The organism is Burkholderia sp. HAN2018 (assembly GCF_024704855.1).
GTDB lineage: Bacteria > Pseudomonadota > Gammaproteobacteria > Burkholderiales > Burkholderiaceae > Burkholderia > Burkholderia cepacia.
In genome coordinates this window covers 1-13362 of sequence record NZ_QOBB01000196.1, presented here as the reverse complement: position 1 = coordinate 13362, position 13362 = coordinate 1, and the positions used below count along the sequence as shown (strand labels likewise).

General features: G+C 68.9%; 13 protein-coding genes. 5 read left to right on the top strand and 8 right to left on the bottom strand.

Going from position 1 to position 13362, the window contains the following annotated elements:
* The 3 genes from DPV74_RS32185 to DPV74_RS32175 form a co-directional block, all read right to left on the bottom strand.
* Window positions 1–1127 (bottom strand): MFS transporter (locus DPV74_RS32185; RefSeq protein WP_119338652.1); only part of this gene is annotated, 1127 nt, incomplete at its 3' end.
* Window positions 1124–1459, bottom strand: coding sequence for a hypothetical protein (locus tag DPV74_RS32180; protein WP_060170991.1), 336 nt, complete (start codon window positions 1457–1459; stop codon window positions 1124–1126). The genes DPV74_RS32185 and DPV74_RS32180, both read right to left, overlap by 4 nt.
* 37 nt (window positions 1460–1496) lie before the next feature.
* Complete coding sequence (locus DPV74_RS32175) at window positions 1497–1967, bottom strand: MarR family winged helix-turn-helix transcriptional regulator (protein WP_027791509.1); 471 nt, start codon at window positions 1965–1967, stop codon at window positions 1497–1499.
* A gap of 168 nt (window positions 1968–2135) precedes the next feature.
* Here DPV74_RS32175 and DPV74_RS32170 point away from each other — a divergent pair, with 168 nt between their 5' ends.
* Window positions 2136–2627, top strand: coding sequence for a 2,4'-dihydroxyacetophenone dioxygenase family protein (locus DPV74_RS32170; protein ID WP_027791508.1), 492 nt, complete (start codon window positions 2136–2138; stop codon window positions 2625–2627).
* A 102-nt stretch (window positions 2628–2729) separates the two neighbouring features.
* On the opposite strand, the gene DPV74_RS32165 is transcribed toward DPV74_RS32170, so the two are convergent.
* Window positions 2730–3878, bottom strand: coding sequence for an epoxide hydrolase family protein (locus DPV74_RS32165; RefSeq protein ID WP_119338651.1), 1149 nt, complete (start codon window positions 3876–3878; stop codon window positions 2730–2732).
* Window positions 3879–3955: 77 nt separating this feature from the next.
* Window positions 3956–4927: a GlxA family transcriptional regulator gene (locus tag DPV74_RS32160; protein WP_119338650.1), complete on the bottom strand. Its 972-nt coding sequence runs from the start codon at window positions 4925–4927 to the stop codon at window positions 3956–3958.
* A gap of 136 nt (window positions 4928–5063) precedes the next feature.
* Here DPV74_RS32160 and DPV74_RS32155 point away from each other — a divergent pair, with 136 nt between their 5' ends.
* The 3 genes from DPV74_RS32155 to DPV74_RS32145 all read left to right on the top strand — a co-directional run bounded on the left by DPV74_RS32155 (window position 5064) and on the right by DPV74_RS32145 (window position 8430).
* Window positions 5064–5864, top strand: a complete 801-nt coding sequence (locus tag DPV74_RS32155; protein WP_119338653.1) for an SDR family oxidoreductase — start codon at window positions 5064–5066, stop codon at window positions 5862–5864.
* Window positions 5865–6189: 325 nt separating this feature from the next.
* The gene (locus tag DPV74_RS32150; RefSeq protein ID WP_240440044.1) at window positions 6190–8004 is read left to right on the top strand and encodes a sensor domain-containing diguanylate cyclase; all 1815 of its coding nucleotides are present in this window, start codon (window positions 6190–6192) and stop codon (window positions 8002–8004) included.
* A gap of 129 nt (window positions 8005–8133) precedes the next feature.
* On the top strand, window positions 8134–8430 hold the full coding sequence (locus DPV74_RS32145) for a hypothetical protein (protein WP_060085214.1): 297 nt from the start codon (window positions 8134–8136) through the stop codon (window positions 8428–8430).
* Window positions 8431–8451: 21 nt separating this feature from the next.
* On the opposite strand, the gene DPV74_RS32140 is transcribed toward DPV74_RS32145, so the two are convergent.
* From DPV74_RS32140 to DPV74_RS32130, 3 genes are all read right to left on the bottom strand, one after another.
* Window positions 8452–9810 (bottom strand): MFS transporter, encoded by a 1359-nt coding sequence (locus DPV74_RS32140; RefSeq protein WP_060085213.1) that lies wholly within the window; start codon window positions 9808–9810, stop codon window positions 8452–8454.
* Window positions 9811–9897: 87 nt separating this feature from the next.
* Window positions 9898–11247 (bottom strand): MFS transporter, encoded by a 1350-nt coding sequence (locus tag DPV74_RS32135; protein WP_119338648.1) that lies wholly within the window; start codon window positions 11245–11247, stop codon window positions 9898–9900.
* Between the two features lie 180 nt (window positions 11248–11427).
* Entirely contained in the window at window positions 11428–12387 is a 960-nt protein-coding gene (locus tag DPV74_RS32130; protein ID WP_059683417.1) for an MBL fold metallo-hydrolase, read from the bottom strand.
* A 177-nt stretch (window positions 12388–12564) separates the two neighbouring features.
* Between DPV74_RS32130 and DPV74_RS32125 the strand changes: the two genes are divergently transcribed.
* On the top strand, window positions 12565–13362 hold a 798-nt coding region (locus tag DPV74_RS32125), incomplete at its 3' end, for an IclR family transcriptional regulator (RefSeq protein ID WP_162923193.1).

Below are 13362 nucleotides of genomic sequence, written 5' to 3'. Positions count from 1 at the left end.
CCGAGATGGTTCGCGACCCAGCCGGCCACCGGCGCGCCGATCGGCGTGCCGCCGAGCGCGACCGCGAGGCGCAGCGCCATCACGCGGCCGCGCATCGCCGGCTCGGTGGACAACTGCATCAGGCTGTTGGTCGAGTTCATGAAGGTGATCGCGGCGATCCCGGTCAGCACCAGCGCGGCGGCGAACAGCCAATAGCCCGGCGCCAGCGCGGCGAGCGTGCAGCCGAGCCCGAACAGCGCCGCGCCGAACCACAGATGCCGGAAGCGCGGCTGCTCGCGGCGCGCGGCGAGCAGCGCACCCGACACCGTGCCGACCGCCATCATCGACGACAGCACGCCGAACCCGCGCGCATCGACGTGGAACACGCTGGCCGCCATCGTCGAGATGAACAGCTGGAAATTGAGCCCGAACGTGCCGATCAGGAACAGCATCACGAGGATCGCCTTCAGGTCGTCGCGCCGCCACACGTAGCGGAACCCGTCGAGCAGGCCGCCGCGCGAGCGGCCCGCCCGCAGGTTCGCGCGCAGTTCGTCCTCGCGGAGCAGCAACAACGACACCAGCACCGCGAAGAAGCTGAGCCCGTTGGCGACAAACGCCCAGCCCGTGCCGACCGACGCGATCATGAAACCCGCCGCCGCCGGGCCGATCATCCGCGCGGCGTTGAACGACGTCGAATTGAGCGCGACCGCGTTCGCGAGTTCGCGATCGCCGACCAGTTCCGCGACGAAGGTCTGCCGCACGGGCGCGTCGAACGCCGCCGCGCAGCCGAACAGGAACGCGAACACGTAGACATGCTCGAGCCGCGCGACACCCGTGACCGTCAGCGCGCCGAGCACCAGCGCCAGCACGCCCATCAGCGCCTGCGTCACCATCAGCAGCTTGCGCTGGTCGAAGCGGTCGGCCGCGTAGCCGGTCCACGGCAACAGCAGCAACTGCGGCCCGAACTGCAACGCCATCACCGTGCCGACGGCCGATGCGTCGTGATGCGTGAGCTGCGTGAGTACGAGCCAGTCCTGCGCGGTGCGCTGGACCCACGTACCGATGTTCGACACCAGCGAACCGATCGCCCACACACGATAGTTGAAACTGCGAAGCGAACGGAATACGCCCGCCGCCGGCACGCTCATGGCCGCTCCCGGTCGGGCTCGTTGCCGCCGTGCAGCTCGCCGAAGTGCCACGCGAGAAACAGGCCGAGCGCGAGGATGCCGAGACCGAACGCCGCTGCATCGGCCGTGACCCGGAGGTCGAAATCGCCCACTCGGCACACCAGCACATAAGCCATCACGAGGTTCGCGACGCCCCACACGACATTCACGGTGGACGACGACAACCCGCGCCCGGGCGGATTCGCGAACGGGGTCTGGAACGGCTCGCCGCGCAACCCGCTGACGAGATGCGGCACGACGTTCGCGAGAAACGCGCCGCCGAAGAAATACGCGACGAGATGCGGGAGGTTCATGTTCGGGTTGTCCTTTCGGCAAGCGGGCCGATGCGGTTCAAGGGCGCGGCGTTTCCTGGAATTCGGCGAGCCGCTGCAGCAGCTTCACGGCGGACGCGAGCTCGGCCTGCTCGGCCGCCGACAGTTGCGCGTGCAGCGCGCGGAACAGCCAGTCATCCTTGGCCGCGCGGTTCGCCTGCAGCACCTTGCGGAAACCCGGCGTGACCGCGATCAGCGTCTGCCGGCCGTCGGAGGGATCGGGCTCGCCGCTGACGGCGCCCAGCGCCTCGAGCGTCGCGACCGTCACGCGCATCGACTGCGGGCGCACGCTTTCGGCACGCGCCAGGGCCGATACGGTCGCGGGGCCGTCGCGGTCGAGCCGCAACAGCACCGATTTCTGCGATGACGTGAGGTCGTTCGGGTGGATCTGCTCCCGCATCCGCCGCATCAGCTTGCCGACCGAGATGCGGAGTTCGCCGGCGAGACCGGCCAGTGGGAGCGCGTCGGAGGGAGGTAATGGCGGGTTCATGAATTCAAGATAGCAGGTATACAGTCAAACTGTACAGTTTAGCTGCATATTTCACCTTGTAAGCATCGTCCCTTCGCGTGCGCTCGAGCCGATGCGAAACGTCGCATTCGGCCGCGCAAGCCGGCTCTGCGATAATGCGGGCTCCCGATTTCCGCTCCGCTTCCCGCCATGACGCAGCCGTCCGCTCCGCTCTCCACCGACCTGCCGCCGATCTCGTGCCTGCCCGGCGACGCGCTGCCGTGGCTGCCGATGAGCGCCGACCTGCCCGGGCTCGCGATCAAGTACCTGCACATCAACGCGGCCGAGGACACGCTCACCGCGCTGCTGAAGATGCCGGCCGGCGGCACGCTGCCGCGCCATCGCCACGACGGCGAGGTATTCGTCCATACGCTGCAGGGTGCGTGGCGCTACCTCGAATACGACTGGATTGCGCACGCCGGCTCGACGGTGCTCGAACCGGCCGGCTCGGTGCATACACCGGAAACGCTCGGCGCGCCGGGCGAGGACGTGATCACGCTGAACGTGATGCGCGGCGATCTGGTGCTGCTCGACGACGAAGGCCGCGAAACCGCGCGCGAGAACTGCCGCGTCGCGCTGCTGCGCCAGCGCAAGCATGCGCGCACGGCGCCGGACGACGCCGCGCCGTTCGTCACGCGATAAGACTGGCGGCATCGCCGCGTCGCGATCCGTGCGGCGCGGGCTCGCGCTGATGTGCGGATGGCAGCCGGCGCCCTTCGCCAACGTCCCCGGCCTGCCTGAGCGTTACCGAAACCGCCGGAAAAACCGCCGGACATCGTCGGCCAGCAGATCCGGCTCCTCCATCGCGGCAAAATGGCCGCCGCTCGGCATGTCGGTCCACTGCACGACGTCGAACACCCGTTCGAGCCAGCTGCGCGGCGGGCGGCCGATTTCCTTCGGAAAACGCGCAAACCCGACGGGCACCGCCACGCGCTGCCCGGCCGCGAAGCGCATGGGCTGCAGCCGGTTTTCCCAATACATCTGCATCGACGAGCCGATGCAGCCGGTGAACCAGTACAACGAGATGCCGGTCAGCAGCATGTCGTGCGAAAACCGCCGCGCCAGGTCGCCGTCGCAATCGCTCCACGCGCGGAATTTCTCGGCGATCCACGCGGCCAGCCCGGCCGGCGAATCGTTGAGCGCGACGGCGAGCGTCTGCGGCTTCGTCATGTGGACGTGCGCGTATCCGCCTTCCAGCGCGGCCCACTCGCCGCGCTGCGTCACGAACGCCCGTTCCTCGTCGGTCAGCGGCAAGGCCGCGTCGGTCGGCGGCTCGTAGCTGCCGGGCAGGAAGTTCAGATGGATGCCGTCCACCACGTCGGCATGCCGCGCGCCGAGCGCGATCGACACGCCTGCGCCGAGATCGCCGCCTTGCGCGCCGAAGCGTCGGTATCCGAGACCGGACATCAGTGCCGCCCAGCGGTCGGCGACCTGAAACGCCGACATGCCGGGTGCCGCGGGCGCCGGCGAGAACAGGAAACCGGGCAGCGACGGCACGACGACGTCGAACGCATCGTCCGGATCGCCGCCGAACGCCGCCGGGTCGCAGAGGCGATCGATCAGCGCGTCGAATTCGAAGACGGAGCCGGGCCAGCCGTGCGTGATGACGAGCGGATAAGGCTTCGGCCCGACGCCGCGTCGATGGATGAAATGCACGCGCTGCCCGCCTGCGTCTGCGACGAACTGCGGCAGCCGGTTCAGCGCACGCTCCGCCGCACGCCAGTCGAAGCGTTCGGCCCAGTACGCGGTCAGTTCGCGCAACCAGGCGCCGTCGACGCCCTGCTGCCACGGCTCCGCGGGTGTCAGCGTCGGTGCGCGCGTGGCGCGCAGGCGCCGGCGCAGGTCATCGAGCGCGTGATCGGGAATCGCAATGTCGAACGGGGCGGTGTGCATCGGGTCTCCTCGCGAAGCGGGTCGACGAGATTCTGCGCGATTTTTCCGGCGCGCGCAGAGCAGCTCGGGCACACGCGTCAGCCCGCCTCCCGCCCATCCGACCGCTCATCCGACCGCGCGTCGCGCCGCACCGCCTGGGGCGGCACGCCGAACCCGCGCACGAACGCCTCGCGCATGTGCCGCCGGTCGCGAAAGCCGTTTTCCTTCGCAATCACGTCGAGAGAATGGCGGCTCTGCTCGATCATCAGCCTCGCGGACTCCAGCCGCAGCCGCTCGATCGCCTTCGCGGGCGACTGCCCCGTCTCGAGCGTGAACACGCGGCTGAACTGGCGCGGGCTCAGGTGCACCGCTTCGGCGAGATCCTCGACGGTCAGCGCGCGGCCGAGATGCTGCCGCGCGTAGTTCAGCGCGTTCTGGATCCGGTCGGATTTCGGCGCGAGATCCAGCATTTCCGAATGCTGCGACTGGCCGCCGGCCCGCCGCTGGTGCATCACGAGCTTGTGCGCGACCGACCGGGCGACATCCGCGCCCAGGTCCTTTTCCACCATCGCGAGCGCGAGGTCGAGGCCGGCCGTCATCCCGGCCGACGTCCAGATCGGGCCGTCGACGATGTAGATCCGGTCTTCCTCGACGCGAATCTCCGGGTAGTCCCGCTGCAGGTCGCGGCCGAACGCCCAGTGCGTCGTCGCGCGGCGCTGCGCGAGCAGCCCGGCCTCGGCCAGCACGAACGCGCCCGTGCAGATGCCGGCGATCCGCCGCGCGCGCGCGTTGGCGCGGCGCAGGAACGCGACGACGCCAGGCGGTGCCGGCGACGCGACCGGATCGTTGACGCCCGCGACGATCCACGTATCGACGGCAAGCTGCCCGCGCAGCGCGTGCGTGGCGACCGGCAGCCCGAGCGACGAGCGCACGTCGCCACCGTCGACCGAATAGTTGCCCATCACGTAGAACGGCTCGCTCATGCCCATGTTCGCGTACTCGAACACCGACTGCGCGGCGAGCGCCATGATCTGGAAGCCGTCGCTGATCAGAAAGCCGATGCGGTGCATGTGCGTTCTCCCTTCCCCGGCCAGTGAGTTGGCCTGATGTCCTGAATCATACCCATCTACGTCATTTGTGTCACAGCGATTCACGGCCAGAATGGCTTCACGCCATCCGGCCAATCCCATCGAAACGGAGCACATCATGACGCAAGCACATCGCGGTACCGCCCTCATTACCGGCGCCTCGTCGGGCATCGGCGCCGTCTACGCGGACCGCCTCGCGCGCCGCGGTTACGACCTGATCCTGGTCGCGCGCAACCGCGACCGGCTGGCCGCCCTCGCCGATCGCATCACGAACGACACGCGGCGCAGCGTCGAGATCGTCGACGCCGACCTCAACGACCGCGCGGCCCTCGCCGCCGTCGAGGCGAAGCTGAAGCAGGATGCGAGCATCACGCTGCTCGTGAACAATGCGGGCGTCGGCACGCACGCGCCGCTGCTCGACAGCGACGTCGACGCGATGACCCGGATGATCGACCTGAACGTGACGTCGCTCACGCGCCTCACCTACGCGGCGGTGCCCGGCTTCGTCGCCCGCGGCCGCGGTGCGGTGATCAATATTTCGTCGATCGTCGCGATCTCGCCGGAAACGCTGAACGGCGTGTACGGCGGCACGAAGGCGTTCGTGCTCGCGTTCAGCCAGTCGCTGCATCACGAACTCGCCGACAAGGGCGTGCAGGTGCAGGCCGTGCTGCCCGGCGCGACCGCCACCGATTTCTGGCAGACGGGCGGCCTGCCGCTCGAGCATCTGCCGAAGGAAATCGTGATGTCGGCGTCCGACCTGGTCGACGCGGCGCTGATCGGCTTCGAGCGCGGCGAACTCGTGACGATCCCGTCGCTGCATGCGGGTGACGAATGGGCCGCCTACGAGGCCGCGCGCCGCACGATGGCCCCGCACCTGTCGGCCGATACGCCCGCGCCGCGCTACGCGACGGCACACTGACCGCCCGACGTCCCGCAGGTCGAAGGCAGCAAGCGCGTCGCCCTCCAGGGCGCGCCGCGGAACCGGTGACAGGCAGCGCATCGCTGACGATCACCCCGCGTTCCGCGGCACGTTTCCCGGCGCGTGCCGATCGGTGGATTCGTCTGCCGAAACATGCACCGGATTCTTTCCCGATCGGCGCAAATGGCGCATACCGACAGACGATTCCGGTTCGCTTGCCACACATTCCGCGCAACAGTAAGCTCTGCGATTGCAGTCCCCAAGCGGCCTCGTCCGACCGGCATTCGTCCGATCACGAGGGCAATCGTCCGATGCAAACTCGACCATGCGGGTCCGTATGTTCATCACCGAGACCGGCGACGCGCCGGCCTCCGCGCGCGGTTCGGCCGACCTTCAGCCCGCGCTCCCGCCCGTGCCGGAACTGGCCACCGTCTGTCGTGTCGCGCGGGCGCATTTCGGTGCCGCCGGCGCGTTCATTGCGCACGCGGATGCCGATGCGCCACGCGTGCTCGCCGTCGACGGCGCGCTGCCCGATCCCCTTTTCGCCGATGGCTTGCCACCCCGGGTCGAGCCGGATCCGGCCGCCGATGCGCGGTTCGCGCCGGACGACACGAACGCGAATGCGAACGGGCAACGCGACGCCGGCCCGCCTCACGCGCCGCGGATCGTCGCGGCCTGCGAACTGGCCGCGCCCGATGGCGCGACACTGGGCATGCTGTGCGTCGTCGACGATGCGCAACGCTCGCTCGACGCCACGCAACGCACGCTGCTCCACGACCTCGCCATGCTGGCGGCAAGCGCGCTTTGCCGCGCGATCGAAGCCGCCGCGTTGCGCGAACGGCTCGACATCGTCGAGGAACACAGCACGCTGACCACGCTCGCGCTCACCGAAAGCGGCACCGGTGTGTGGGATCGCAACGTGGAAACCGGCGAGATCCATTACTCGCCGGCCTGGAAGGCATTGCTCGGCTACGCGCCGCACGAGCTCGGCACCCGGATCGAGGATGCGTACGAACGGCTGCATCCGGACGACGTCGACGACGTGAAAGCCGCGATGCTCGCGCACTTCGAGCGCCGCACCGACCGCTACGCGGTCGAGCACCGCATCCGTTGCAAGGACGGCACCTACAAATGGATCTGCAGCCGCGGCAAGGTGATCACCCGCGACGCCTACGGCCGCGCGCTCCGGATGGTCGGCACGACCACCGACATCACCGCGCTGCGCGAGCTCGCCACGCGGTTGCGCGACTCGGCCGCGCTCGTCACGGATCTCACCGACCAGGTTCCCGGGCTCGTGTTCCAGCTGCGGCAAACGGCCGACGGGCACCGCTTCTTTACCTACGCGAGCGCGGGTGTCAGCGACATCTATGAACTGACGCCCGAGCAGGTCGCCCACAGTGCGGAGGCGGTCGAGACACGGATTCATCCGGCCGACCTGGTCGCCTATCGGCTGTCGCTGCACGACTCGTCGGTACGGCTGACCCCGTGGCGCCTCGAATATCGCGTGCTGCTGCCCGGCCAGGGCCTGCGCTGGCGCGAAGGCGATGCGCGCCCGCAGCGCACGGCCGACGGCGGCACCGTGTGGCACGGCTTCATCACCGACGCGACCGACCGCAAGCACATCGAGGCCGAGCTGCACCGGATGGCCACGACCGATCACCTGACGCAACTGTCGAACCGCCACGCGTTCATGCGGCAAAGCGAAGCCGCGCTGCGCAACGTGCGCACGACCGGCCTGGCCGCCGCGGTGCTGATGCTCGATCTCGATCACTTCAAGGCGCTGAACGACCGCTGGGGCCACCCGGTCGGCGATCGCGCGCTCCGGCATTTCGCGCGGCTGCTGCTCGCGGAAACCGGGCCCGACGGGATCGTCGGCCGGGTCGGCGGCGAGGAATTCGCGGTCGTGCTGCCGAAGGCGGATCTCGACGCCGCGCTGGCATTCGCGCAGCGCGTGCAGCAACGCGCGACAGAGGCGCGGCTGATGCACGAGGACCAGCAGGTCACGCTGACCGTCAGCATCGGCATCGACGCGATGCGGGCGTCGGACTTCGGCGCGTACCAGCCGCTGTCACGCGCAGACAAGGCGCTCTATCTCGCGAAGGAACGCGGCCGCAACCGGATCGAGGTGTATCGGGCGTAGCCGACGCGACGGCGCGACGGGCGACATCCGCGCCGCGTCCGCCGCCCGGTTTCCCCGCCCCCGTCGCGCGATCAGCTCGAAACCGATCGTGTAGACTTGCGCCCCTTGCTCTCCTCACCACGACTTGCCATGGACAATGCCAAACGAACCGCGCGAATCGCGACAGGTCTGCTCGTCGTCGCGCTCGTCGAGTTGCTGGCGCTCCTGATCGGCTACGTGTTCGCCAGTTCGATGGACGATCCGTACGCCGGCGTTCGCGTGCTGATTACCGCGCTGTTCTGGGCGGCAGGCCTCTCGGCCATCGGCGTCATCGCGGCGATCGCCTGCCTGTCGATCGACCTGCAGGCGCGCGGCGGCGTGATCTACGGGGCGCTGGTGCTGCACGGCCTGCTCGTCCTGCCCGGGCTGTTTCTGTCCTTCCACTGAATCGCACCGCAGCCGCCGGCGTCACGCCGCCTCCGCACGCGGCACCGCCCGCACCCCCAGCAGCATCGCGACCGCGCACGCGGCCAACAGCGCGGCGATCATCAGCATCGCCGGATCCATGCTGCCGGTTCGCGTGCGGATCAGCCCGACGAGCCAGGGGGTGATCATGCCGCTCGACACGCCGATGCTGCTGATCAGCGCGATCCCGCCGGCCGCGCCCGCGCCGGAGAAATACGCGGACGGCACGGCCCAGAACACCGGATGCGCGGCGAAGATCAGCATCGCCGCGACCGACAGCAGCGCCATCATCGCGACGATGCTCGGCAGGTGCAGCGTCAGCAGCGCAAGCGCCACCGCGCCGCCGAACGCGCATGCCGCGAAGTGCCGGCGCCGCTCGCGCTTGCGGTCGGAACGCCGCGCGATCGCGATCAGGCCGGCCGCGCCGATCGCATTCGGCACGACCGACAGCAGGCTGATCTGCACGACGTCGTGGATGCCGAATTCGCGGATCATCAGCGGCATCCAGAACAGCAGCATCAGGAGCGCGGTGGTCAGCGAAAAATAGATGAACGCGAACAGATACGTGCGCGGTTCGGCCAGCACCTGCCGCAGCGAATGCGGCGCCGGCGTATCGACACCGGCGGCACCGGCAGCACCGGCGCGGTCGGCGGCCAGGTCGGCCGCAAGCCGCTGGCGATCGGCGTCGGACAGCCAGCGCGCCTGCTCGGGGCGATCGCACAGCCAGAACCACGCGATCACGCCGAGCAGGATCGCGGGCGCGCCCTCGATCGCGAACATCCATTGCCAGCCGTGCAGCCCGAGCACGCCCGACATCCCGCGCATCAGCCAGCCCGACAGCAGCCCGCCGACCATCCCCGCCACCGCGACGCCCGCGTAGAAAATCGACAGCACCGACGCACGCCGCCGCGCCGGATACCAGTACGTCAGGTAGAACACCACGCCCGGAAAGAACCCGGCCTCGAACAGCCCGAGCAGGAAGCGCAGCACGTAGAAATGCTTCGCGCTGTCGACGGTGATCATCGCGACCGACACCGCGCCCCACAGGCACATGATCCGCGCGAACGTGCGGCGCGCACCGAAGCGGCGCAGCAAGGCGTTGCTCGGCACCTCGAACAGCACGTAACCGACGAAGAACAGCACGGCGCCGAGGCTGTACATCGCGTCGGTCAGGCCGAGATCCTGCCGCATCTGCAACTGCGCGAAGCCGATGTTGCTGCGATCGAGGATCGACACGATGTAGCAGATGAACAGGAACGGCACGATCCGCATGCCGATGCGCCGGTACAGCGCGTCGTCGTCCGGTGCAGCGGCGCCGGACGCGACGGCACGCGCGGCATCGGCTTGAAGAGGGGCTGACATCGATCGTCTCCTCGATGGATTCGGGTGCGGGGCGAACATGGGGCGCCGGTCGCCGCCGCCCGCGCGCGGCGACCGGCCGTTGCGCGTTCAGTCGCGCGGCGCGGCTTCGCCCTTCACGCCGAGCATCAGCGCGACGCCGCTCGCCACCAGCAACGCGGCCAGCAGATACACGGCGAGATCCATGCTGCCGGTGCGCGTGCGGATCATCCCGATCACCCACGGGCTGACGATGCCGCTCGTGATCCCGATGCTGCTGATCAGCGCGATCCCGGCCGCGGCCGCGTTGCCCGACAGGTAGCGGGTCGGCACGGCCCAGAAGATCGGCAGCGCGGCGAAGATCAGCGTCGCCGCGATCGACAGGCACGCGAGCATCGCCGCGAAGCTGTGCAGGTGCAGCGTCAGCGCCGCGAGCGCGATCCCGCCACCGATCGTGCAGCACGCGAAGTGCTTGCGGCGCTCGCCGGTCCGGTCCGAACGGCGCGCGATCAGGACCAGCCCCACCGCGCCGACCGCGTTCGGCACGACCGTGTACAGGCTCACGGCCACGACGTCGGTCACGCCGAAATCGCGGATCATCAGCGGCATCCAGAAGTTGAGCGTCAGCGACGCGCAGGTCAGCGAGAAATAGATGAACGCGAACAGGTACACGCGCGGATTGGCGAGCGCGGCCACGAGGCTGCGCCCGTCGTGCGCGTGGCCGTGGCTGCGGCTGTCGGCGCACAGCGCGGCGACCCGCGCCTTTTCATCGGCCGTGAGCCACGCGGCATCCTGCGGCCGGTCGACCAGGAACGTGAACGCGGCGAACGCGAGCAGGATCGCCGGCGCGCCTTCGATCGCGAACATCCACTGCCAGCCGTGCAGGCCGAGCACGCCGCCCATGTCGCGCATGATCCAGCCCGACATCAGGCCGCCGAGCACCCCCGCCACCGCGACGCCCGCGAAGAACACCGAGATCGCGGCCGCGCGCCGGTTCGCGGGGAACCAGTAAGTGAGGTACAGCACGATGCCGGGAAAGAAGCCGGCTTCGAACACGCCGAGCAGGAACCGCAGCACATAGAAATGCGACGGCTGCGACACGAACATCATCCCGGTCGACGCGATGCCCCACAGCAGCATGATCCGCGTGAAGGTGCGGCGCGCGCCGAAACGCGCGAGCAGTATGTTGCTCGGCACTTCGCAGAACACGTAGCCGACGTAGAACACCGCGGCGCCGAGGCCATACATCGCGTCGCTGAAGCCGAGATCGTGCTTCATCTGCAACTGCGCGAAGCCGATGTTGATGCGGTCGAGGAACGATACGACGTAACAGAGGAACAGGAACGGCACGATCCGCCAGGCGATCTTGCGGAACAGCAGCGCGTCGTCCGTGGCGGCCGATGCGGAAGCCGAAGCGCTCGCGTGCGCGAGCGTCGCTTCGGCATGAAGCGATTGGGGCATGTCTCTCTCCAAACGGGCTGCGCGATTCGGGCGCGCAGCCGTCTCCCAGGGCGTACGTGCGCCCTGCTTTCTAGTGAGCTCGGATCACGGCGGACGGCAAGACGGCGGAACGCCGCGGCCGGTCGCCGCTTCAGAAAAAAGGCGGAGCGCCCTGTCGGACACCCCGCCTGTGCAAGCCGCTCAGTCCTGCAGCGCGGCCCACATTTCCTTGTCGCGCTGCGCAGTCCAGATGCGCGGATGCGTGATGCCGCTCGCTTCGTCGAACGCACGCGACACGTCGAACGGCAGGCAGTGCTCGTAGATGAACACGTGGCCGAACTTCGGGTCCATCGCTTCGCGCGTGAGCGCCATCGATGCCTTCAGGTCGAGCTTCTGCTCGACGGCCTTGCGGCCCTGCGCGAGCAGCGTCGTGACGAAATCCTTCGTGTAGTCGAGGCCCTTGTTCACTTCGGCCGGGTTCAGCAGCGCGGGGCCACGGCCCGGCACCAGCTTCTCGGCGTTCAGCGCGCGCAGCGCCTCGAGCGTGGCCGGCCACTGTTCGAGCTGCGCATCGCCGCAGTAGCACGCGGCGTCGTATTCGACGAGGTCGCCCGAGAACAGCACTTTCTGCGACGGGATCCAGACGATCGTGTCGCCCTTCGTGTGGCCCGAGCCGACGTGCATGATCTTCACCTCGAGCTTGCCGAGAAACAGCGTGATCTCGCGTTCGAACACGAGCGTCGGCCAGGTCAGGCCCGGCACCGTCTCGACACCTGCGAACAGGCGCGGGAAGCGCTCGATCTCCGACTTCATGTCGGCCTCGCCGCGCTCGACGATCATCTCGTACGTGCCGCGGCTCGCGATCACGTGCTGCGCGCCTTCGTCGAAATACGCGGACGCGCCGAGCACGCGCACCGCGTGGTAGTGCGACAGCACGACGTGCTTGATCGGCTTGTCGGTCACGCTGCGGATCTTCGCGATCAGGTCCTGCGCCATCGCGGGCGTCGCGGTCGTGTCGACGATCAGCACGCTGTCGTCGCCGATGATCACGCCCGAGTTCGGGTCGCCTTCGGCGGTGTACGCGTACGCGTTCTCGGACAGCTTCGTCCAGGTGACTTTCTTCTCTTCCAGATCGGCTTGGGAGGCGAATGCTTTGGCCATGTTGCGTTCCGTGGCTGCGAGCCATGTGTTGAGGGGAGTGAGCGGATCATCTTCTCGCGCCGAATATTTGTCAATGGCAAAGTCGCTTGCTATTGTCTAATACGGGTAAACCTGCGGGCTGGCGCGATAAATGGCGTCGGATACCATGCGGGGTTTCGTCAACGGAAGAATCATCGCGTGCAGAACCACGAAGTCAGCGCAGACGATGCGCCGCCCAAGGCGCAGCGCGGGATCCAGAGTGTCGAGGTCGGCGGCCGGCTGCTCGACGCGCTCGCGCGCCGGCGCAAGCCGCTCGGGTTGTCCGAGCTGGCCGCGGCGGCCGACCTGTCGACCGCGCAGGCGCACACCTATCTCGTCAGCCTGACCCGGCTCGCGCTCGTGAAGCGCGACGCGCTCACCGGCAACTACGAGCCGGGCCCGTTGTCGCTGCGGCTCGGGCTGATGTCGATCGAGCGCCAGCCGGCCTATCGCGCGACGCTGCCGCACGCGGCGCGGCTCGCGGAAGCGGTCGGCCTGAGCGTCGCGCTGTCGGTGCCGGGCGCGCTCGGGCCGACGATCGTGCGCATCGAGCACGGCGGTTATCCGCTGCACGTGAACCTGCATGTCGGTTCGGTGATGTCGCTCGACACGACGGCCACCGGCCGCGTGTTCCGCGCGTTCGGCGACCCCGCGCAACTCCGCGCGATGGCCGCCAGCCAGGCCGGCGCGGCCGACACGCTTGCAGGCGGCGAGCAGCCCGTGCCGGACACCGGCGTGCCGCAGGCCGAGCTCGACGCGATCCGCGTACGCGGGATCGAGCGCGGCGTCGACCTGCCGAGCCCCGGCGTCAGCGCGATGTGCGTGCCGGTGTTCGACGCGGCGGGCGCGCTGCAGCTCGCATTGACGGTCATAGGTTCGACAGGCTCGATCGACGTCGCGTGGGACGGCCCGATCGCGGCGGCACTGCGCGACGCGGCACGGCAGGCGAGCGCATCG